This window comes from Halomonas sp. 3A7M (genome assembly GCF_014897875.1).
Classification (GTDB): Bacteria; Pseudomonadota; Gammaproteobacteria; order Pseudomonadales; family Halomonadaceae; genus Vreelandella.
In genome coordinates this window covers 69,273-87,621 of the sequence record NZ_JABUZD010000165.1, presented here as the reverse complement: position 1 = coordinate 87,621, position 18,349 = coordinate 69,273, and the positions used below count along the sequence as shown (strand labels likewise).

Genomic DNA, 18,349 nt, shown 5'->3' with positions numbered 1-18,349 from the left:
ACCACGACCACGACCACGACCACGACCACGACCACGACCACGACTATCATGGTCATGATCACTAAGCCAAAAAGTTAACTATTGAATACCGCCGCCGAGCGGTATTTTTTTGCGTTGCATTTTGTCCCAGGGATGGGGAGACTTGCACTACTGCTGCGAATTTTCATCCCTGCAAAGAGCCAATACCATGCGCCTGAACGCCGATTTTAGCCACTTTGCCAGTGTCACGCCGGATCAGTACCGTTGGGTGGACTCCCCCAGCGCTGGTGTAGAGCGCATGATGCTAGACCGCATTGGCGACGAAGTCGCCAGAGCCACCAGCTTGGTACGCTACGCGCCCAACAGCCAGTTCAATCGCCATACTCATGGTGGTGGTGAAGAAATTTTAGTGTTGGAAGGTGTCTTTGCCGATGAGCATGGCCGTTACCCGGCAGGCAGCTACTTACGCAACCCGATTGGCACTGGTCATACCCCACAAATAGGCGAAGAAGGCGCACTTATTCTGGTAAAGCTACACCAGTTTGATGAAAACGATATTTTGCAACTGGCCGTGCCTGCCCATAGGCTGCCCTGGCAGCCCGACCGACGGCCAGGTATTACTTACAAAATGCTGCACACCTATAGCTCAAAACAGTATGGCCCAGAGCGGGTCAGCCTAGAGCGTTGGGAAGCCGATACACTGGTGTCTTATCCACCGCTTGCCGGTGGTTTAGAGTTGTTTGTGCTGGAAGGCTCTCTTATCTGTGATGGACAGGAATACGTTACCGGCAGCTGGTGCCGCTACCCAGTAGGTGCGGCACCTCAGTTACGCGCGGGTAATGAAGGCGTGCAGCTTTATCTAAAACGCGGGCACTTAGCCACTGTTAAGCTAACCAGCTAATCTACAAAACTGTTTACAAATCTAGCCTACCAAGCCAACAAACGGCAGCAGCGTTAACAGGGCAATCAGCACCACGGCAACGATTACCAGTACGACTTGCACGGGGTGGGCAAGGAAGCGTCGCCATAATGTTGGCGCACTGCCACTGGCAACCGCTTCTTCGTGCTCTCGCCGCGCCTTAGCTTGACGCTTTTCCTGATACGCTGCCAATGCCGCTTCAGCGGCCTCACGCTGAGCAGTGTTACGCAGCCAAATGGCATCGACCCCCAGGCGAAAAAAGCCCGCCTGGGTTTCATAGACATCAAAGCCCTGCTCATCTAGTAACTGGCGTACTTCCAACGCCTCTTCATCGGTCACGTGGCGTAGCCGAAACAGCAAGTGGGCCATATTAGTCGCCCATGGCTGCCATGCGATCTGCCTGAATCACTTCAATCCAGTAGCCATCTGCATCTTTGACAAAGATAACGTCTTTCATCTTGCCCTGGTCCGCGCGCTTGATAAACGTTACTTCATGCTCATCAAACCAAGCCTCGGCAGCTTCTAAGTCAGGCACACTAAAGCAGATATGACCAAACCCTTGCGGCTCAGCGTTACCGTCATGATAGGCAAAATCCTGCTGATCTTCTGTGCCCCAGTTATGCGTCAATTCCAGTAAGCCTTTCTGACTGAAGGTCCAGGCAGTACGTGCTTGAGTATCTTCTGGCACGTTATCGCTGCTTTCGAGATTGGCTAGGAAGTAGAGCGAAAACTGCATCTCTTCGAAATCCAATCGGCGTAGCACCTGCATTCCAAAGACCTTAGAGTAGAACGCTAGCGCACGTTCGGGATCCTTCACCCGCAGCATGGTGTGATTTAAGCGAAACCCTTGGGTTTGCGGCGCTACGGGCGCGACGCCGGAATGTTGTTCGCCTTGAAAACTCATTTTGCTCTCCTGTCGCTAATGCTGATCATTGAATCCATTGAGCCTCACTTACCGCTTACCATGAGGGCTTTAGAGCCATAATACCAGCCTTTACAAGCATGTAGGCTTCACTAACGCAGTGTCACATTAAGCGCACTGGCAATACTAAACAAAAACCCTACACTTATTATTCATAAACTTTACAAAAAGCAGTTCCCGCAACATGAGCGATGCCCCACCTTTGAGGCATCCACAGGAGTTTTCCATGACTGCGATTGATATGACCCTCGGTGACCACATAACGTTAAAGCAGTTAGCCCGTGCCATACACAATGGCTTTTCACCGATTGTGGAAGTTGAATCAATGGATGGTATCTATAAGGTTCGCTTCCATCACGCGAACGGTGTCTCTGATTTAACCAATGCTGAGGGTCATGTCAGCACGTTTTTGGGCACCGGTGAAATTCGCGACACCCTTGGCCAGCTGGGCCTCACTCATGGAGTGCTTACGTTTGCCGACCAGTGTGGCGATGAAATGATTGGTGTTGAGGGTAAAGCGATGACGCCTGATGAGATGCTCACCTACGGAACACGCATCTCGTTTCGTTGATAGTTGCTCATAGCGTTGCCCAGGCTTTACAGATTGACCTAAGCCAAGGATAGTACCATCACGACAGGGGCGCCCTTGCTTAACGGGCTGAGAAGCACCCTTTGAACCTGAACCGGATAACACCGGCGTAGGGAGTCGTGGTGCAGCTGCATCACCTCCCAGCCGGGAGGATATTATGCCTTCACGCCCACTCGGCGATTATCTCCGCGACTTGCGCGCTGCCACACCGCTGGTACATTGCATTACCAACTATGTGGCGATGAATAGCACCGCTAACTTGCTATTGGCGACAGGTGCTTCCCCCGCCATGCTGCATGCTCAAGAAGAAGTGGCGGAGTTCACGGCTATGTCTGGCGCGCTATCGATTAATATTGGCACCCTCTCTTCCCCTTGGGCTGACGCCATGGCAGTCGCCGCGCGCACTGCTCATGAAAACCATATTCCGTGGGTGCTTGACCCTGTGGCTGTTGGTGCTACCGCATTTCGCCAGCGTGTTTGCGAGACGTTGCTGGCTTATCAGCCTAACGTTATTCGTGGCAATGCCTCAGAAATACAAGCACTTAACGGATTAGCCAACCAGGGGCGTGGGGTTGATGCGACGGCTAGCACCCAAGAAGCGGCAACTGCTGCCATTGCGCTGGCACAGCAACATCGCTGTGTGGTGGCGGTGACTGGCGAGAGCGATTTCATTACCGATGGCACTGAACATTATCGTCTTACAGGCGGGCATGCGCTGATGCCCCGTGTGACGACCTTGGGCTGCGGCTTGAGTGCACTGGTCGCAAGCTTTGTGGCCGCAAACCACGAGCAGCCGCTGGAGGCCAGCCTGGCCGCCTTGGCGTGTTTCAGCCTCGCTGGAAGCCGTGCAGGCGAGCAGGCTCAAGGCCCTGGCAGTTTCCAGGTGGCGCTATTGGACGCGCTGTATCAGTTATCCCCTGACGACCTTTCGACCCTTGCTCAATGGGAGGCGGTGCATGCCGTTTGATCTTTCACTCTATTTAGTCACCGATGCTGGTCTGTGCGCTGGCATGGGTCTGGAAAAAACGGTTGAAGCTGCTGTGCAGGGCGGCATTACCATGGTGCAATTACGCGATAAACACGCTAGTGACGAGCACATGATCGCCCAGGCCAAACGTCTCAAAGCGATGTTGGCTGGCAGTGGCGTCCCTCTGATCATTAATGATCGCCTGAACGTGGCGTTCGCCAGCCAAGCGGATGGCTTACATGTCGGGCAAAGCGACACGGCTGTTCAAGCAGCGCGAAGCACGCTCGGCCAGCACGCCATTATCGGGCTTTCAATTAACACCCCAGCCCAACTTCAGGAGGCACCTGTCGAATTGCTCAATTACGTCGGTTTAGGGCCCGTGTTTGCGACTGGCAGTAAACAAGACCACGCCCAGCCCATTGGCTTTGATGGGCTGGCACAGCTTGCCAATGCGTGCCAACTTCCCAGCGTCGCGATTGGCGGGTTAAAAGCTGAACACATGGCTCAAGTGAAAGCCGCTGGGGCAAACGGTGTTGCGGTTATTTCTGCTATTTGTGGCCAGCCAGACCCACGCCTGGCAGCACAGGCATTCCACGCGCAATGACCCAGCTCGACCATATCGCGGCGTTTGTAAAGGTCGCTGAGCTGGGTAGCTATACCCGCGCGGCCGAGGCGCTAGACCTTTCTCGCACGCGGGTATCTCGCCAAGTGATGGCGCTTGAAGAGGCATTGGGTGCTCGGCTTATTCAGCGCACCACCCGGCGGCTACACCTCACTGAAGCGGGCGAACGCTATCTCGTTCGTGCGCAAAGCATTTTGATCGCTTTGGACGAGGCAGCGGCAGAAATCGGCAGTGGCACCAGTACGGTGAGCGGGCAGCTGCGCATCAATGGTCCGATGAGCTTCGGCACACGCTATCTTTCACCGCTGGTTGCACGGTTTATGCAAACGCACCCGGGGCTAGAAGTGCGTTTGGATCTAAACGACCGCCGCGTTGATTTGCTGGAAGAGGGCTACGATGTCGCCATTCGTATTGGTAACCTGCCCGACTCTAGCTTAGTGGCGCGACGGCTCACCCAGTGCCGGATGCTGTTTTGCGCATCACCTGATTACCTCACCAAGCACGGCACGCCGCTGACTAGTGAAGATTTGGCATCTCACCGCTGCCTTCGCTACCGAAGCGGCCAAAACAGTGGCGATTGGCGGATTGGCCATCAACTACTCAGTATTTCTGGCCCCCTAGAGAGTAATAATGGCGATATGCTGACGCATGCAGCTGAAGCAGGCTTAGGGATAGCGCAACAGCCCAGCTTTTTAGTGACCGATAGCATTGCGAACGGGCGCCTAGTGCCGATTTTGCAGAACTTACCGCCGGCGTTGCTAGACATCCATGCGCTTTACCCAGCCCGACGCTATTTACCTGCCAAAGTAGAGCGCTTTATTGAGTTATTGGCGGCGGCGTGGGGTGACCCACCAGTATGGGAAATCGAACTCGGATTGTCGCCTTTATCGCAACAGTGAAGTGCAATAACAGTGGATTATCTCAGTGGCTTTCATCTGTAAAGTGGCACTATCGCATCCAACGTGATGCTCGCGACTAAGAGAGACGGCTATGACCACTACTAATACTTCACCACTCACCCTCCATGCCACCGCCTTGCTACGTATCAGTTTGGGCGTGATGGTCTTAGCTCACGGCTTGCTTAAGGTGTTTGTCTTCACCCTGCCAGGCACTGTCAGCTATTTTGAATCCCTGGGCTTACCGGGTGTTCTTGCTTACTTAACCATTGCTGCCGAAGTAGGTGGCGGCCTAGCACTTTTACTGGGCATCTATACTCGTTGGGTAAGCCTTGCTCTAGTCCCCGTGCTGCTAGGTGCAGCCTCGGTACACCTGGGTAATGGCTGGCTGTTCTCAAACCCGGGTGGTGGCTGGGAATTCCCTATTTTCTGGACGATTGCTCTGGTGGTACAGGCAGGCCTAGGTAGCGGTAGCGCTGTTGTCAGCCGCAAATTCGCCTAACCACTCTGCCCGCATTGGCTTCGGCTTGTGCGGGCATCATTAGCCCCCTATAGGCTAACGGAGGTACTAAGATGCTACCCAGCCTGTTTATTTCTCATGGCTCCCCCATGTTGGCGCTGAATAAAACGCCAGCCCACGCTTTCCTACGCGAACTGGGGAAGCGCCTCTCCCCTCGTGCGGTGGTCGTCGTATCAGCCCACTGGGAGAGTCTTACGCTCAAGGTCAGTACTAGCGCACAACCAGAGACGATTCATGACTTTGGCGGGTTTCCACAAGCTCTTTTCGAGTGCCAGTATCCGGCTCCTGGCAACCCTGATTTGGCTGAACAAATTGCGCTGTTACTGGGTGCCGAACGCGTAGAGCGCGGCCTTGATCACGGCGCCTGGGTACCACTTTCGCTGATGTTTCCGGAGGCCAATGTACCGGTCGTTTCCCTGTCGCTACCTGTGCGTTGGGAAAATGACGCGCTAGTCACGCTCGGCGAGCGCCTATCAGCATTGCGAAAAGAAGGGGTTCTGATTATTGGCTCGGGCAGCCTGACCCATAACTTATATGAAACCCTGCCCCAGGACAGCCCCGCCCCCGCCTGGGTAGATGAGTTTGCCCAGTGGGTGAGCGAGCACATTGCAGCCAATGATCGCCAGGCATTGCTCCACTGGGAGAGTGCTCCAAAAGCGCTGGAAAACCACCCAACCCCAGAGCACTTCCAGCCCTTGCTGGTGGCCATGGGGGCAGGTGGTGATGCAACTCAGTTACACCACAGCATTGAACATGGCGTACTGGCAATGGATGTCTATCAGTTCGCTTAAGCCGTTGGGCGAGGCTTCATCGTCGTGCGGCGGTCATGGTAAGCAATTGCCAACCCGCTGCCCATAATCAGCACACTGCCCACCCATACCCACAGATCCGGCAGCTCTCCCCAGAACCACCAGCCAAGCAGCACCGCCCACAGCATTGCAGTGTAATCGAAGGGAGCGGCAATCGCGGCAGGGGCAAAGCGGAATGCCAGGGTAATAAACGCGGTCGCGCCAATACCCAAAACACCCGAGACCAAAAAGCCAAGCCAGTGCCAGGGCTCTGGGGTTTGCCAAACCCAGGGCAAACTCAGAGCAGTGACGATAAAGGGCACTAACGTCATGTAGAACACCATTGCCCACAGGTGCTCCCTAGCACCGTAGCGCCGCGCAGTAATCATCATCAGTGCATAAAAGAAAGCCGCTCCCAAGAGGGTTAGCGTGCCAAGCTGGAACGCATCACCGCCGGGGCGAACCACAATCAGCACGCCAGCAAAGCCAACTAACGACGCCACTAATACAGGCGGATCGATCCGCTCGCCAAGCAGCGGTACTGAGAGCAACGTTACAAACAAGGGCGCCACAAAAGCGATTGCCGTGGCCTCTGCGAGTGGCAGCAGGGTTAGCCCCCAGACAAAACACACCATCGTGGCGGTATAAATCAATCCTCTGAGAAGGTGTACACGGGGGCGCTTGGTATGCAACTTGCGCAATCCGCCTGCAAAATGCGCCAACAGAGCAATGAGCGGTAATGACACGAGCGTACGAAAGAAAATAATCTGTAGCGGCGAATGGACCTCGCCTAGCCACTTCGATACCGCATCACCGAGCGCTAAGAACAGAACTCCTAAGCACATGCACAGGATACCTTTTAACGACGTTGTCACGACGCTCTCCTTTTGCCCTTTGGACACTTTATCAGCCGGGATTAACAACTAATAAAAAACCCCGCCAATGTGTCACTGACGGGGCTGCGGATCTAACGTGGCTTTACAAACTTGCGTTGACCACCATGCACTCCATCCCCTGCGCCTGGAGCGTTCTACAAGCGCGTCTGGCGCGTGCTTCGTCCAAGGCGACAACCCTGGCGCGGAATACCGGCGTTTGACCAGCTAAAGTATCGATAGCAACCCGCCCCCCCACTTCATGAGGCAGGCGCTGCGCTGCCTGACGTGCCAACTGCTCTGCTCGTGCTGCCTGGCTAAAAGCACCTACCTGGATACCCCAATCACCAGCAGTAACAGACCGTTGAGGCGTAGCTGCCAATTCGCGCTCACGTTCAATAAAAGCGTTCACCGGGTCTGGTCTACGGGTGACAGGAACTTCTGTCGGTGCCTCCATTGAGCGCGCGAGACGATCTTCAATTTCAACAGCCGGTGCAGACGCTGGTGAAGGAGAAAGGGTTGTCGCTGCCAAATTATTCGAAGCCGCTGTATTATTCGAAATCGTTACATTACTGGCCATGACAGGGCGATTAGAGGCTGGCGGTGTCGACATGGGGCGTTGGCTAGGCGCGTTAGAGCCAGAGAAAGCCATAAACTCTCTAGAAAAAGTGGTATTGGCCAGCCACGTTTGCTGGTCACGCAGCGCTGCACGAGCAAAGCTACGGTCTAACAGGTTCGCCATATGAGAATCACGAGATGAACCACTAAAGCCACCCATGACAACGCCCACCATACGGCGATCCCCGTGGACGGCCGTTGTCGCTACATTGAAACCAGATGCACGAATGAAGCCGGTTTTAAGGCCATCTGCACCGGGGTAGTTTTTCACTAAGCGGTTATGGCTGGTGTGCCGGGTACCACGATAGGTGAACTCCTGGAGCCCAAAGTAGTGGTAGTACTGTGGGAAGTCCTGCATCACGCGCACAGAGAGTGTCACCATATCCCGTGCCGTGGTGACCTGCTGATCATCAGGTAGACCCGAGGCATTACGGAACGTGGTGGCATTCATGCCTAGCTCGCGCGCTTTTGCGGTCATCAGCTGAGCGAAACGCTGCTCGCTACCACCTAATGCTTCAGCCACCACGACGGCAACATCATTAGCAGAGCGCACTGCCAACGCACGAATAGCAGAATCAACAGGAATGGTACTACCTGCAGAAAGCCACAGTTTTACAGCAGGCATGGCGGCAGCTTGAGCAGACACAGGAAGCGGCTGATTAAGACTGAGCTGGCCACTCTCCAATGCTTCAAATGTAAGATAAAGCGTCATCATTTTGGTTAACGATGCGGGGTAGCGACGCTCATCGGCATTCTCGGCGTACAGCACCTCTCCGTTTTCCAAATCCACAACAATCCCAGCATAACGCGGATTTGCATGAGCACTCGATATCGTGCTTAGCAGCAATACCATTAACGACAGCGGAAGCCACCAACGCGCGACGATCGTTGCGCATATTCCCCTTGTTGCCATACATGCCCCTTTCTTGTTTTGCTGTGATGTAACACTACCAACCATTAATCTACTTGCCACACTAAGAAATCTAAGACTAGCACGGTAACTCTTCAAGTGAATTAAGAAAGCAGTATAAAAGTTGAAAACGCAATGAAATGAATAGACCAAAAAAAACCGACCCTAAGGGGTCGGCTTTCATTTTGTTGAGCAACAACGCAGAGACTTACTCTTCTGCAGCTGCTTCTTCAACAACCGGACGGTCAACCAGCTCAACGAACGCCATGGGCGCGTTGTCGCCTGTGCGGTAACCGCACTTGAGGATGCGGATGTAACCACCCGGACGCTCGGCATAACGCGGACCTAGCTCGTTGAACAGTTTGCCGACGGCTTCTTTGGAGCGCGTGCGGGCAAATGCCAAACGGCGGTTTGCAACGCTATCCTGCTTGGCTAGGGTAATTAGCGGCTCGATAACGCGACGCAATTCCTTGGCCTTAGGCAGGGTTGTCTTGATGACTTCATGTTCGACCAGAGAGACAGACATGTTCTTAAACATGGCCTGACGATGCGAGCTGGTACGATTCAGATGACGACCACTCTTACGATGACGCATGGTTGTAATTCCTTACCAAACTGGGACTCGAGTCGACACTCACGCGGAGGCCTTGTCGTCCTTCAGGCTAGCGGGTGGCCAATTTTCCAGCCGCATGCCGAGGGACAAGCCGCGCGCTGCCAATACGTCTTTGATTTCATTCAAAGACTTTTTACCAAGATTCGGTGTCTTCAGCAGCTCAACTTCAGTGCGCTGGATAAGATCACCAATGTAGTAAATATTCTCGGCTTTTAGGCAGTTAGCGCTGCGAACTGTCAACTCAAGATCGTCTACGGGGCGCAATAGGATAGGATCAACAAGATCCTCTTCCTCTTCGACTTCCTGCTCTTTATCAGCTTCCAGGTCGACGAAGGCGGCCAGCTGCTCTTGCAGAATGGTCGCACTGCGACGGATAGCCTCTTCCGGATCCAGTGTACCGTCGGTTTCCAGATCGATAATTAACTTATCGAGGTCGGTGCGCTGCTCAACACGAGCGGCTTCAACCGAATAGGAAACACGGCGAACAGGGCTGAAGGTGGCATCCAGCTGCAGGCGGCCAATTGCACGTGTCTCTTCATCAGAGCCACGAGCGTCAGCCGGTTCGTAACCACGACCCAGCGCTACCTTAAGCTGAATTTTCAGCTCGGCACCTTCATTGACATGAGCAATGACGTGATCCGGGTTGACGATTTCGACGCTATGATCAAGCGCAATGTCGCCAGCGGTGACGACAGCTGGGCCCTGCTTGTTCAGCGAGAGCACCGCCTCATCGCGGCTGTGCATCTTGATCGCAACATCTTTCAAGTTCAGGAGGATTTCGATGACATCTTCCTGCACCCCTTCGAGCGCACTGTATTCGTGCTCTACACCGGCAATTTCAGCCTCTACCACGGCAGCGCCGGGCATGGACGAAAGCAGAATGCGACGAAGTGCATTCCCCAGGGTGTGACCAAAGCCGCGCTCGAACGGTTCGAGAACGATTTTGGCATGATGTGCGCTGATTTCTTCGACCTTGATGTCACGAGGACGAAGAAACTCTGTCACTGAACGCTGCATATGAACACCTTTCAGGCTGCCAAACGGATACTGAGTACTCTAGAGCACACTACTCAAGAGCATCTGGGCGGTTAGCTTTGCTACCCCGCCCAGGTCTCAAGAAGCAGAAATGTAAATCAAACTGCTTACTTGGAGTACAGCTCGACGATCAGGTTTTCGTTGATGTCGGCAGTCAGGTCACCGCGTTCAGGCAGAGCCTTGAAAGTGCCTTCCATCTTCTTGGCGTCGATTTCGATCCAAGCGATATCGCCACGGTTGGCCGCAATGGTCAACGAGTGTTGAATACGTGCTTGGTTCTTCGCCTTTTCGCGAACAGAAACAACGTCACCGGGCTTCACTTGGTAGGAAGCAACGTTAACGGTGCGGCCGTTCACGGAAATCGCCTTGTGGCTGACCAGCTGACGCGCTTCAGAGCGAGTCGAGCCAAAGCCCATGCGGTAGACGACGTTATCCAGTCGGGATTCAAGCAACTGCAACAATACTTCACCAGTCGCACCTTTCAGGCGAGCGGCTTCTTTGTAGTAGTTGCGGAACTGCTTTTCGAGTACGCCATACATACGGCGTACTTTCTGCTTCTCACGAAGCTGCAAGCCGTAGTCGGAAAGACGCTGACGACGCTGGCCGTGTACACCCGGGATCTGCTCGGATTTACACTTTTTCTCGAAGGGAGTAACACCGCTCTTTAAAAAGAGGTCGGTGCCTTCACGACGAGACAGTTTGCACTTCGGTCCAATATAACGAGCCATGAATCTGTCTCCTTAAACGCGGCGTTTCTTAGGCGGACGGCAGCCATTATGAGGAATGGGCGTCGCGTCAGTGATGCTTTGCACGCGGAAGCCGGCGGCATTGAGAGCGCGCACGGCGGATTCACGGCCTGGACCGGGGCCCTTGACCAGCACGTCTACGTTTTTCACACCATACTCGGCTGCAGCAGTTGCTGCACGCTCACTTGCCACTTGAGCAGCGAACGGGGTGCTCTTGCGAGAACCACGAAAACCCGAACCACCGGCTGTCGCCCAAGAAAGAGCGTTGCCCTGGCGGTCTGTGATCGTCACGATCGTGTTGTTAAAAGAGGCGTGGATATGCGCTACGGCGTCCACTACCTGCTTTTTAACCTTTTTACGGTTACTACGCGGGTTAGCCATGTTGATGTCTATTCCTGTCTTAACGTCAGCTCTCTATTAAAGAGCCTGCGTGTTATTTGCGGATCGGCTTACGCGGGCCCTTACGGGTACGCGCGTTAGTCTTAGTCCGCTGACCACGCAGCGGAAGACTACGACGATGACGCAGACCACGGTAGCAGCCTAAGTCCATGAGACGCTTAATGTTAAGCGTAACATCACGACGAAGGTCGCCTTCTACGGTGTACTTACCAACTTCAGAACGCAGGGTATCCAGCTCATCGCTAGATAGATCCTGGATCTTGGTAGTAGGCGCGATACCGGCAGCAGCACAAACGTGCTGAGCGCGGGTACGGCCAATCCCGAAGATATAGGTCAGCGAGATCGCCGCATGCTTGTTGTCCGGGATATTGACGCCTGCAATACGGGCCATCAGCTTACTCCGAAATTTGAGCGGCTTGCTCGTTTGTTCATCTACAAAAGGTGCAACAGCATACCCCTTTATAAGCCTTATGGCAAGGGGTATGCCGGCACCCGCTTAAAAACAACCCAGGTATTAACCCTGGCGCTGTTTGTGCCGCGGTTCGATACAAATGACGCGGACAGCGCCATTGCGTCGAATGATCTTACAATTACGGCACATCTTCTTTACGGAAGCTCGAACTTTCATCGTTCTCTCCAAATCGCAACGGCGCGCCTCAGCGCATAATGCCGCCGCTACCGTAGCCTTTCAGGTTGGACTTCTTCATCACCGAGTCATATTGATGCGACATGAGATGCGACTGCACCTGGGCCATGAAGTCCATGATGACCACAACCACGATCAGAAGCGAAGTTCCGCCGAAGAAAAACGGCACGTTCCACGCAACGATCAAGAACTGGGGCATCAAGGAAACCGCAGTGATATACAAGGCACCGAACAAAGTAAGACGAGTCATTACTTTATCGATATAGCGAGCGGTCTGCTCGCCGGGGCGAATGCCCGGCAGGAAGGCGCCTGACTTTTTAAGATTGTCAGCCACATCCTTGGGGTTGAAGACCAGCGCTGTGTAAAAGAAGCAGAAGAATACCACTGCCGCCGCGAAAAGCAAGATGTAAAGCGGTTGGCCGGGGCCTAACGCTTGTGATGCACGCTGTAACCACTCCATTCCTTCGCCAGCACCCACCCACTGACCAATAGAGGCCGGGAAGAGTAAAATACTGGAAGCGAAGATTGCTGGAATAACACCAGCCATATTCACTTTCAAAGGCAGGTAGCTGCTTTGGCCTGCATACATCTTATTGCCGACCTGGCGCCTGGGGTAGTTCACTTTCAAGCGGCGTTGACCGCGCTCAATGAACACCACAAACGCAACGGTAGCAATACCTAGCACTGACAGCGCTAACAGCGGAAGAACATTCCAGGCACCTTCATTACGAGCAAGCTCGAACGCTTGCCCAACGGCACTGGGCAGCCCAGCGACGATCCCCGCGAAGATCAACAGCGAAATACCGTTGCCGATGCCCTTCTCGGTGATCTGCTCACCTAGCCACATCATAAACACCGCGCCTGATACAAATGTAATCACGGCGGTGAAAAAGAAGCTGAAGTCAGCGCTGTATGCGATGCCTTGGCTAGCCAGACCGACGGACATACCGGTAGCCTGGACGAAAGCCAGTATCACCGTGCCGTAGCGCGTGTACTGGCTAATCTTGCGGCGGCCAGCCTCACCCTCTTTCTTGAGCTGTTCAAGATGAGGGGAGACCGCAGTCATGAGCTGCATGATAATCGACGCCGAAATGTAGGGCATTATGCCCAGGGCGAGGACGCTCATGCGCTCCAGGGCGCCACCCGAGAACATGTTAAACATGCCTAGAATGGTGCCCTGTTGCTCCCTAAACAAGGCAGCAAGCTGGTCAGGATTGATACCGGGAACGGGAATGTGGGCACCAATACGGTACACCACGATGGCGAGGAGCACGAAGCGCAAACGCGCCCACAGTTCACTCAGACCGCTGCCCATCGCCGGCATATTTCCTGACTTGGCCATTTAGTCCTCTACCTTGCCGCCGGCGGCTTCGATCGCTTCACGGGCACCTTTGGTGACCTTGATACCACGAACGGTAACCGCCTTTTTCAGTTCGCCAGAAAGGATGATCTTCGCATGAAGCGTCGCATCCTTTAGCACGTTGGCTTGCTTCAGAGTTTCCATAGTGACTTCGTCACCGGCAACCTTAGCAAGTTCAGCCAGACGTACTTCTTCAGATACCAATGACTTAGCAGACGTAAAGCCGAACTTCGGCAAACGACGCTGCAATGGCATCTGACCGCCTTCGAAACCAGGCTTGACGCTGCCGCCACTGCGAGATTTCTGACCTTTGTGGCCACGGCCACCGGTCTTACCAAGACCGGAGCCGATACCACGACCAACGCGCTTTTCAGCGTGTTTGGAGCCCGGTGCCGGGCTCAGGGTATTGAGTTTCATGGATTACTCTCCCTCAACGCGCACAAGGTAGTTAACCTTGTGGATCATGCCGCGTACGGCAGGGGTGTCTTCCAGCTCAACCGTATGACCGATGCGACGCAGACCCAGGCCCTTCATAGTAGCCTTGTGCTTGGGCAAAACGCCGATGGTGCTGCGGATCTGGGTAACCTTGATCGTTGCTGCCATGGTGCCTTACCCCGTGATCGCTTCGACAGACAGACCGCGCTTAGCGGCAATGTCTTCCGGTGCTTGCATGGAGGAGAGACCTTTAACAGTCGCTCGCACCACGTTAACCGGGTTGGTGGAACCGTAGCACTTGGCCAGTACATCATGGACACCAGCGAGCTCTAGTACAGAGCGCATGGCGCCGCCAGCGATGATACCGGTACCTTCAGAAGCCGGCTGCATGTACACCTTAGAAGCACCGTGACGGGCTTTTATCGGGTACTGAAGCGTATGGCCTGCAAGGTTAACCTTGACCATGTTGCGACGAGCTTGATCCATCGCTTTCTGGATCGCAACAGGCACTTCACGCGCCTTGCCACGACCAAAACCGACACGACCTTTACCATCACCAACGACGGTCAGCGCGGTGAAGCCGAAAATACGACCACCTTTGACCACCTTGGCGACGCGGTTGACCTGCACTAACTTCTCTTGCAGATCACCGCTTTGCTGTTCGTTCTTCGCCATCGTAAAACCCTTTAGAATTCCAGGCCGCCTTCACGTGCGGCGTCGGCCAGAGCCTTAACGCGACCGTGATACTTAAAGCCAGCACGATCGAAGGCCACCTGGGTGATGCCTGCTTCTTTAGCGCGTTCAGCAATCAGAGCGCCAACCTTAGAGGCGGCTTCTGCGTTGCCAGTCGCACCCTCGCGCAGTGCTTTGTCCAGCGTAGAAGCACTGGCTAGCACTTTGCCACCATCCGGCGAGATAATCTGCGCATAGATGTGACGCGGGGTACGGTTGACGCACAGGCGATACACGCCCAGCTCGCGGATCTTTGCGCGAGCGCGGCGGGCACGACGGAGACGAGATTCTTTCTTCGCGTTCATAACCCTGCCTTACTTCTTCTTGGCTTCTTTGCGACGCACCTGCTCGTCGGCGTACCGAACACCCTTGCCTTTATACGGCTCAGGGGGACGGAAGGCGCGGATTTCCGCGGCGCACTGGCCGAGCATCTGCTTGTCCGCGCTTTTCAGCACGATCACGGTGTTCTTCGGCGTTTCCGCTGAGACACCCTTAGGCAGTTCATAGTCGACCGGGTGCGAGAAGCCCAGTGAAAGATTGAGCGTCTGGCCCTTAGCTTGGGCACGATAACCGACGCCTACAATTTCGAGAGTTTTTGTGAAACCCTCGGATACGCCCGTTACCAGGTTCTGAACCAAGGCGCGGGTAGTACCGGCCATTGCCCAGCTCTTGGCAGACTCACTCGGGGCGAAGGTCAGCTGGCCATCTTCTTGACCAATCACCACGTCCTGGTGAATGGGCATAGATAGCGTGCCCTGGCCGCCTTTGGCGGTCAGCTGGCCAGCGTCGATTTTAATCTCGACACCAGCAGGCACTTTAACCGGATATTTCGCTATGCGGGACATTCCAGCCTCCTAGAATACGGTGCAGATGACTTCGCCACCGACGCCTGCTTGGCGCGCGGCACGATCGGTCATGACACCATTAGAGGTGGTGACAATCGCGATACCCAGACCATCGGCGACCTTAGGCAGGTTGTCTTTGCCCTTGTACTGGCGCAGAGACGGCTTGGAAACCCGTTGAATGTGCTCAATAACCGGCTTACCCTCAAAATATTTAAGAGTAACGGTCAGCTCGGGTTTAACGCCTTCAGCCACCGTAAAGTCGGTAATGTAGCCTTCTTCCTTTAACACGCGGGCCACTTCCACTTTCAGCTTGGAGGACGGCATGGTAGCCGTCTCCTTGGTGGCCATCTGCGCATTGCGGATACGGGTAAACATATCCGCTAGAGTGTCTTGCATGCTCATTTAATGTGCGCTCCTGATGATTCGACGTGACGTTACCAGCTGGACTTTTTCAGGCCAGGGACGTCGCCACGCATGGCGGCTTCACGCAGCTTGTTACGGCCAAGGCCGAACTTGTTGTAAAAACCGTGCGGACGGCCAGTCACGCGGCAGCGGTTACGCTGACGCACCGGGCTTGAGTCGCGCGGCAGTTGCTGCAGCTTCAGCGTCGCCTCGAAACGTTCTTCTTCAGAAGCGTTCACGTCCGAGATGATTTTCTTGAGCTCTGCGCGCTTAGCCGCAAACTTCTCGACTAGCTGAGTACGCTTGAGCTCGCGCTCTACCATACTTTTCTTAGCCATGATCCAACCCTTATTTCTTAAACGGGAAGTTCAGTGCTGCTAATAGCGCACGACCTTCCTCGTCGGTGTTGGCGGTAGTAGTGATAGTGACGTCCAGCCCCCGGATGCGATCGATCTTATCATACTCGATCTCTGGGAAGATGATCTGCTCACGCACACCCATTGAGTAATTGCCGCGACCGTCAAAAGACTTCGGATTGAGACCACGGAAGTCACGCACGCGGGGAATCGCAATGTTCACCAGGCGGTCCAGGAAGTCCCACATACGCGCTGAGCGTAGTGTAACTTTGACACCGATCGGCCAACCTTCGCGCACCTTGAAGCCCGCGATGGACTTGCGTGCCTTGGTCACCAACGGCTTTTGACCAGAGAGTTTCTCCAGGTCACCGATGGCATTGTCGATCAGTTTTTTATCACTGACCGCTTCGCCGATACCCATGTTCAGAGTCACTTTCGTGATCCGGGGTACCTGCATTACGTTGGCGTAGCTGAACTGCTCTTTGAGCTGGGCTACAACCTCGTTTTGATAACGTTCTTTCAAGTTCGCCATTTTGCTACCCGACTCGCGTTAGGCGTCGATCTGCGTCTGCGTCGACTTGTAGATACGTACCTTGGTACCGTCTTCCTTAACTTGGAAGCCGACGCGATCCGCCTTACCGGTCTCCGAATTGAAGATGGCTACGTTGGACGCGTGAATCGGAGCCTCACGCTCGACGATACCGCCCTGATTTCCCGCCATGGGATTAGGCTTGGTGTGACGTTTAATCATATTCACACCGGACACCACGAAGCGGTTTTCTAGTACCCGCTTAACAGTGCCACGTTTGCCTTCATCCTTCCCGGCGATGACGATGACTTCATCGTCACGTTTGATCTTTTGCATATCCGCCTCGCTCCTTACAGCACTTCAGGCGCTAGGGAAATGATCTTCATGAACTTCTCATTACGAAGCTCACGAGTTACCGGCCCGAAGATACGCGTGCCGATCGGCTGTTCGTTGGTGTTATTCAACAAAACCGCCGCATTTCCATCGAAACGGATCAGCGAACCGTCACTACGACGGACGCCACTACGGGTGCGAACGACTACCGCTTTCAGCACTTGGCCTTTTTTGACCTTACCGCGCGGAATCGCTTCCTTCACCGTTACCTTAATGACGTCACCAACGCGAGCGTAGCGACGGTGTGAACCGCCCAACACCTTGATGCATTGCACCCGGCGCGCTCCGCTGTTGTCGGCGACATCCAGCATTGTCTGAGTCTGAATCATCGGTTTTCTCCAAACCTAATCTGACTGCACTGATCGGCAGACTTTAGGTATTACCCCTTAGCCTGCTCAACCACCTCGACCAGCGTCCAAGCTTTCTTCTTGGAAAGCGGACGGCACTCCTGAATGGAAACCGTATCGCCTGCCTTAGCTTGGTTCGCCTCATCATGGGCGTGCAGCTTGGTGGAGCGCTTGACGTATTTTCCGTAGATCGGGTGACGCTCACGACGCTCGATCATAACGACGATGGATTTATCCATCTTATCGCTCACCACCTTGCCGGTGAGCGTACGTGTTTTTTTCTCTTCGGCCATCTTATTCACCTGCCTTCTCGTTGAGCAAAGTCTTCACACGGGCGATATCCCGGCGGACCTGCTTGAGCAGATGAGTCTGGCTCAGTTGGCCAGTGGCCTTCTGCATGCGCAGGTTAAACTGCTCGCGGAGTAGCTCGAGGAGTTGCTCTTGCAGCTCTCCTACGGACTTTTCACGAATTTCCTGGGCTTTCATCACATCACCGTCCGTTTAGCAAAGGTGGTGGACAAGGGCATCTTCTGTGCGGCCAATTCAAATGCTTCACGGGCCAGCTCTTCGGATACACCTTCAATTTCGTACAGGACCCGACCCGGTTGGATCTGGGCTACCCAGTACTCAACGGAACCTTTACCTTTACCCATACGAACTTCGAGCGGCTTCTTGGAGATCGGCTTATCAGGGAAGACGCGGATCCAAATCTTACCGCCACGTTTAACGTGACGTGTGATCGCACGACGGCCTGCTTCGATCTGGCGCGCAGTGATGCGGCCACGACCGGTTGCTTTGAGACCGTACTCCCCGAAGCTGATTTTGCTTCCGCGATGCGCCAGGCCACGGTTGCGGCCTTTCATCATCTTACGGAATTTCATACGCTTGGGCTGTAACATCGACTCGCTC

At 54.4% G+C, this 18,349-nt stretch carries 31 protein-coding genes and 1 riboswitch; of the genes, 7 read left to right on the top strand and 24 right to left on the bottom strand.

The window, feature by feature from the left end:
• Positions 1-187 precede the first annotated feature (187 nt).
• Positions 188-880: a cupin domain-containing protein gene (locus INT19_RS16080; protein WP_193061476.1), complete on the top strand. Its 693-nt coding sequence runs from the start codon at positions 188-190 to the stop codon at positions 878-880.
• Between the two features lie 21 nt (positions 881-901).
• On the opposite strand, the gene INT19_RS16075 is transcribed toward INT19_RS16080, so the two are convergent.
• Together INT19_RS16075 and gloA are read right to left on the bottom strand one after the other, a co-directional pair.
• On the bottom strand, positions 902-1,267 hold the full coding sequence (locus INT19_RS16075; protein WP_193061475.1) for a DUF6164 family protein: 366 nt from the start codon (positions 1,265-1,267) through the stop codon (positions 902-904).
• Between the two features lies 1 nt (position 1,268).
• Complete coding sequence (gene gloA, locus INT19_RS16070) at positions 1,269-1,802, bottom strand: lactoylglutathione lyase (protein ID WP_120385930.1); 534 nt, start codon at positions 1,800-1,802, stop codon at positions 1,269-1,271.
• A gap of 244 nt (positions 1,803-2,046) precedes the next feature.
• Here gloA and INT19_RS16065 point away from each other — a divergent pair, with 244 nt between their 5' ends.
• The 6 genes from INT19_RS16065 (at position 2,047) to INT19_RS16040 (ending at position 6,205) form a co-directional block, all read left to right on the top strand.
• Positions 2,047-2,391, top strand: coding sequence for a hypothetical protein (locus INT19_RS16065; RefSeq protein ID WP_089040002.1), 345 nt, complete (start codon positions 2,047-2,049; stop codon positions 2,389-2,391).
• 55 nt (positions 2,392-2,446) lie between these two features.
• A riboswitch (TPP riboswitch) is annotated at positions 2,447-2,542 on the top strand.
• Positions 2,543-2,566: 24 nt separating this feature from the next.
• Positions 2,567-3,376 carry a hydroxyethylthiazole kinase gene (thiM, locus tag INT19_RS16060; protein ID WP_193061474.1) on the top strand — a complete coding sequence of 270 codons (810 nt, stop codon included), beginning with the start codon at positions 2,567-2,569 and terminating at the stop codon, positions 3,374-3,376.
• Entirely contained in the window at positions 3,366-3,980 is a 615-nt protein-coding gene (thiE, locus tag INT19_RS16055; RefSeq protein WP_193061473.1) for a thiamine phosphate synthase, read from the top strand. Before thiM ends, thiE begins: the two co-directional genes overlap by 11 nt.
• Positions 3,977-4,897, top strand: coding sequence for a LysR family transcriptional regulator (locus INT19_RS16050; RefSeq protein ID WP_193061472.1), 921 nt, complete (start codon positions 3,977-3,979; stop codon positions 4,895-4,897). Before thiE ends, INT19_RS16050 begins: the two co-directional genes overlap by 4 nt.
• Before the next feature lie 91 nt (positions 4,898-4,988).
• A complete protein-coding gene (locus tag INT19_RS16045) occupies positions 4,989-5,396 on the top strand; it encodes a DoxX family protein (protein WP_193061471.1) in 408 nt (135 codons plus the stop codon).
• Positions 5,397-5,467: 71 nt separating this feature from the next.
• Entirely contained in the window at positions 5,468-6,205 is a 738-nt protein-coding gene (locus INT19_RS16040) for a DODA-type extradiol aromatic ring-opening family dioxygenase (RefSeq protein ID WP_193061470.1), read from the top strand.
• Here INT19_RS16040 and INT19_RS16035 read toward each other — a convergent pair.
• The 22 genes from INT19_RS16035 to rplP form a co-directional block, all read right to left on the bottom strand.
• Positions 6,202-7,077, bottom strand: a complete 876-nt coding sequence (locus INT19_RS16035) for a DMT family transporter (protein WP_319021989.1) — start codon at positions 7,075-7,077, stop codon at positions 6,202-6,204. The genes INT19_RS16040 and INT19_RS16035 overlap by 4 nt on opposite strands.
• Before the next feature lie 103 nt (positions 7,078-7,180).
• Positions 7,181-8,605 (bottom strand): serine hydrolase, encoded by a 1,425-nt coding sequence (locus INT19_RS16030; RefSeq protein WP_193061469.1) that lies wholly within the window; start codon positions 8,603-8,605, stop codon positions 7,181-7,183.
• A 205-nt stretch (positions 8,606-8,810) separates the two neighbouring features.
• Positions 8,811-9,197, bottom strand: a complete 387-nt coding sequence (gene rplQ, locus INT19_RS16025) for a 50S ribosomal protein L17 (RefSeq protein WP_009723880.1) — start codon at positions 9,195-9,197, stop codon at positions 8,811-8,813.
• Positions 9,198-9,236: 39 nt separating this feature from the next.
• Positions 9,237-10,232, bottom strand: coding sequence for a DNA-directed RNA polymerase subunit alpha (locus INT19_RS16020; RefSeq protein WP_009723881.1), 996 nt, complete (start codon positions 10,230-10,232; stop codon positions 9,237-9,239).
• A gap of 125 nt (positions 10,233-10,357) precedes the next feature.
• Positions 10,358-10,978 carry a 30S ribosomal protein S4 gene (gene rpsD / locus INT19_RS16015; RefSeq protein ID WP_009723882.1) on the bottom strand — a complete coding sequence of 207 codons (621 nt, stop codon included), beginning with the start codon at positions 10,976-10,978 and terminating at the stop codon, positions 10,358-10,360.
• 12 nt (positions 10,979-10,990) lie between these two features.
• Positions 10,991-11,377, bottom strand: a complete 387-nt coding sequence (gene rpsK, locus INT19_RS16010) for a 30S ribosomal protein S11 (protein WP_009723883.1) — start codon at positions 11,375-11,377, stop codon at positions 10,991-10,993.
• Between the two features lie 52 nt (positions 11,378-11,429).
• Positions 11,430-11,786 (bottom strand): 30S ribosomal protein S13, encoded by a 357-nt coding sequence (gene rpsM, locus INT19_RS16005; protein WP_009723884.1) that lies wholly within the window; start codon positions 11,784-11,786, stop codon positions 11,430-11,432.
• 123 nt (positions 11,787-11,909) lie between these two features.
• Positions 11,910-12,023 (bottom strand): 50S ribosomal protein L36, encoded by a 114-nt coding sequence (rpmJ, locus tag INT19_RS16000; protein ID WP_009099023.1) that lies wholly within the window; start codon positions 12,021-12,023, stop codon positions 11,910-11,912.
• Positions 12,024-12,051: 28 nt separating this feature from the next.
• Positions 12,052-13,383, bottom strand: coding sequence for a preprotein translocase subunit SecY (secY, locus tag INT19_RS15995; protein WP_038480406.1), 1,332 nt, complete (start codon positions 13,381-13,383; stop codon positions 12,052-12,054).
• The gene (rplO, locus tag INT19_RS15990; protein WP_038480402.1) at positions 13,384-13,818 is read right to left on the bottom strand and encodes a 50S ribosomal protein L15; all 435 of its coding nucleotides are present in this window, start codon (positions 13,816-13,818) and stop codon (positions 13,384-13,386) included.
• A gap of 3 nt (positions 13,819-13,821) precedes the next feature.
• Positions 13,822-14,004, bottom strand: coding sequence for a 50S ribosomal protein L30 (gene rpmD / locus INT19_RS15985; RefSeq protein WP_009723888.1), 183 nt, complete (start codon positions 14,002-14,004; stop codon positions 13,822-13,824).
• 6 nt (positions 14,005-14,010) lie between these two features.
• On the bottom strand, positions 14,011-14,511 hold the full coding sequence (gene rpsE, locus INT19_RS15980) for a 30S ribosomal protein S5 (RefSeq protein ID WP_009723889.1): 501 nt from the start codon (positions 14,509-14,511) through the stop codon (positions 14,011-14,013).
• An 11-nt stretch (positions 14,512-14,522) separates the two neighbouring features.
• The gene (rplR, locus tag INT19_RS15975) at positions 14,523-14,873 is read right to left on the bottom strand and encodes a 50S ribosomal protein L18 (RefSeq protein WP_009723890.1); all 351 of its coding nucleotides are present in this window, start codon (positions 14,871-14,873) and stop codon (positions 14,523-14,525) included.
• Positions 14,874-14,882: 9 nt separating this feature from the next.
• A complete protein-coding gene (rplF, locus tag INT19_RS15970) occupies positions 14,883-15,413 on the bottom strand; it encodes a 50S ribosomal protein L6 (RefSeq protein ID WP_038480399.1) in 531 nt (176 codons plus the stop codon).
• Between the two features lie 9 nt (positions 15,414-15,422).
• On the bottom strand, positions 15,423-15,815 hold the full coding sequence (gene rpsH, locus INT19_RS15965; protein WP_009723892.1) for a 30S ribosomal protein S8: 393 nt from the start codon (positions 15,813-15,815) through the stop codon (positions 15,423-15,425).
• A 32-nt stretch (positions 15,816-15,847) separates the two neighbouring features.
• The gene (gene rpsN / locus INT19_RS15960) at positions 15,848-16,153 is read right to left on the bottom strand and encodes a 30S ribosomal protein S14 (protein WP_125744946.1); all 306 of its coding nucleotides are present in this window, start codon (positions 16,151-16,153) and stop codon (positions 15,848-15,850) included.
• 10 nt (positions 16,154-16,163) lie between these two features.
• On the bottom strand, positions 16,164-16,703 hold the full coding sequence (gene rplE, locus INT19_RS15955) for a 50S ribosomal protein L5 (RefSeq protein WP_009723894.1): 540 nt from the start codon (positions 16,701-16,703) through the stop codon (positions 16,164-16,166).
• An 18-nt stretch (positions 16,704-16,721) separates the two neighbouring features.
• Entirely contained in the window at positions 16,722-17,036 is a 315-nt protein-coding gene (gene rplX / locus INT19_RS15950) for a 50S ribosomal protein L24 (RefSeq protein ID WP_193061468.1), read from the bottom strand.
• A gap of 14 nt (positions 17,037-17,050) precedes the next feature.
• Positions 17,051-17,422 (bottom strand): 50S ribosomal protein L14, encoded by a 372-nt coding sequence (gene rplN / locus INT19_RS15945; RefSeq protein ID WP_009723896.1) that lies wholly within the window; start codon positions 17,420-17,422, stop codon positions 17,051-17,053.
• Between the two features lie 50 nt (positions 17,423-17,472).
• Positions 17,473-17,733 (bottom strand): 30S ribosomal protein S17, encoded by a 261-nt coding sequence (rpsQ, locus tag INT19_RS15940; RefSeq protein WP_009723897.1) that lies wholly within the window; start codon positions 17,731-17,733, stop codon positions 17,473-17,475.
• Position 17,734: 1 nt separating this feature from the next.
• Positions 17,735-17,926 carry a 50S ribosomal protein L29 gene (gene rpmC / locus INT19_RS15935; protein ID WP_125744944.1) on the bottom strand — a complete coding sequence of 64 codons (192 nt, stop codon included), beginning with the start codon at positions 17,924-17,926 and terminating at the stop codon, positions 17,735-17,737.
• Positions 17,926-18,339, bottom strand: coding sequence for a 50S ribosomal protein L16 (gene rplP, locus INT19_RS15930; RefSeq protein ID WP_007112000.1), 414 nt, complete (start codon positions 18,337-18,339; stop codon positions 17,926-17,928). The genes rpmC and rplP overlap by 1 nt, the downstream gene beginning before the upstream one ends.
• Positions 18,340-18,349: the final 10 nt, after the last annotated feature.

Excerpts from the sequence above, each read along its gene's own strand:
- INT19_RS16080 (WP_193061476.1), top strand. The coding sequence starts at position 188 with ATGCGCCTGAACGCCGATTTTAGCCACTTTGCCAGTGTCACGCCGGAT.
- INT19_RS16075 (WP_193061475.1), bottom strand. The coding sequence starts at position 1,267 with ATGGCCCACTTGCTGTTTCGGCTACGCCACGTGACCGATGAAGAGGCG.
- gloA (WP_120385930.1), bottom strand. The coding sequence starts at position 1,802 with ATGAGTTTTCAAGGCGAACAACATTCCGGCGTCGCGCCCGTAGCGCCG.
- INT19_RS16065 (WP_089040002.1), top strand. The coding sequence starts at position 2,047 with ATGACTGCGATTGATATGACCCTCGGTGACCACATAACGTTAAAGCAG.
- thiM (WP_193061474.1), top strand. The coding sequence starts at position 2,567 with ATGCCTTCACGCCCACTCGGCGATTATCTCCGCGACTTGCGCGCTGCC.
- thiE (WP_193061473.1), top strand. The coding sequence starts at position 3,366 with ATGCCGTTTGATCTTTCACTCTATTTAGTCACCGATGCTGGTCTGTGC.
- INT19_RS16050 (WP_193061472.1), top strand. The coding sequence starts at position 3,977 with ATGACCCAGCTCGACCATATCGCGGCGTTTGTAAAGGTCGCTGAGCTG.
- INT19_RS16045 (WP_193061471.1), top strand. The coding sequence starts at position 4,989 with ATGACCACTACTAATACTTCACCACTCACCCTCCATGCCACCGCCTTG.
- INT19_RS16040 (WP_193061470.1), top strand. The coding sequence starts at position 5,468 with ATGCTACCCAGCCTGTTTATTTCTCATGGCTCCCCCATGTTGGCGCTG.
- INT19_RS16030 (WP_193061469.1), bottom strand. The coding sequence starts at position 8,605 with ATGGCAACAAGGGGAATATGCGCAACGATCGTCGCGCGTTGGTGGCTT.
- rplQ (WP_009723880.1), bottom strand. The coding sequence starts at position 9,197 with ATGCGTCATCGTAAGAGTGGTCGTCATCTGAATCGTACCAGCTCGCAT.
- INT19_RS16020 (WP_009723881.1), bottom strand. The coding sequence starts at position 10,232 with ATGCAGCGTTCAGTGACAGAGTTTCTTCGTCCTCGTGACATCAAGGTC.
- rpsD (WP_009723882.1), bottom strand. The coding sequence starts at position 10,978 with ATGGCTCGTTATATTGGACCGAAGTGCAAACTGTCTCGTCGTGAAGGC.
- rpsK (WP_009723883.1), bottom strand. The coding sequence starts at position 11,377 with ATGGCTAACCCGCGTAGTAACCGTAAAAAGGTTAAAAAGCAGGTAGTG.
- rpsM (WP_009723884.1), bottom strand. The coding sequence starts at position 11,786 with ATGGCCCGTATTGCAGGCGTCAATATCCCGGACAACAAGCATGCGGCG.
- rpmJ (WP_009099023.1), bottom strand. The coding sequence starts at position 12,023 with ATGAAAGTTCGAGCTTCCGTAAAGAAGATGTGCCGTAATTGTAAGATC.
- secY (WP_038480406.1), bottom strand. The coding sequence starts at position 13,383 with ATGGCCAAGTCAGGAAATATGCCGGCGATGGGCAGCGGTCTGAGTGAA.
- rplO (WP_038480402.1), bottom strand. The coding sequence starts at position 13,818 with ATGAAACTCAATACCCTGAGCCCGGCACCGGGCTCCAAACACGCTGAA.
- rpmD (WP_009723888.1), bottom strand. The coding sequence starts at position 14,004 with ATGGCAGCAACGATCAAGGTTACCCAGATCCGCAGCACCATCGGCGTT.
- rpsE (WP_009723889.1), bottom strand. The coding sequence starts at position 14,511 with ATGGCGAAGAACGAACAGCAAAGCGGTGATCTGCAAGAGAAGTTAGTG.
- rplR (WP_009723890.1), bottom strand. The coding sequence starts at position 14,873 with ATGAACGCGAAGAAAGAATCTCGTCTCCGTCGTGCCCGCCGCGCTCGC.
- rplF (WP_038480399.1), bottom strand. The coding sequence starts at position 15,413 with ATGTCCCGCATAGCGAAATATCCGGTTAAAGTGCCTGCTGGTGTCGAG.
- rpsH (WP_009723892.1), bottom strand. The coding sequence starts at position 15,815 with ATGAGCATGCAAGACACTCTAGCGGATATGTTTACCCGTATCCGCAAT.
- rpsN (WP_125744946.1), bottom strand. The coding sequence starts at position 16,153 with ATGGCTAAGAAAAGTATGGTAGAGCGCGAGCTCAAGCGTACTCAGCTA.
- rplE (WP_009723894.1), bottom strand. The coding sequence starts at position 16,703 with ATGGCGAACTTGAAAGAACGTTATCAAAACGAGGTTGTAGCCCAGCTC.
- rplX (WP_193061468.1), bottom strand. The coding sequence starts at position 17,036 with ATGCAAAAGATCAAACGTGACGATGAAGTCATCGTCATCGCCGGGAAG.
- rplN (WP_009723896.1), bottom strand. The coding sequence starts at position 17,422 with ATGATTCAGACTCAGACAATGCTGGATGTCGCCGACAACAGCGGAGCG.
- rpsQ (WP_009723897.1), bottom strand. The coding sequence starts at position 17,733 with ATGGCCGAAGAGAAAAAAACACGTACGCTCACCGGCAAGGTGGTGAGC.
- rpmC (WP_125744944.1), bottom strand. The coding sequence starts at position 17,926 with ATGAAAGCCCAGGAAATTCGTGAAAAGTCCGTAGGAGAGCTGCAAGAG.
- rplP (WP_007112000.1), bottom strand. The coding sequence starts at position 18,339 with ATGTTACAGCCCAAGCGTATGAAATTCCGTAAGATGATGAAAGGCCGC.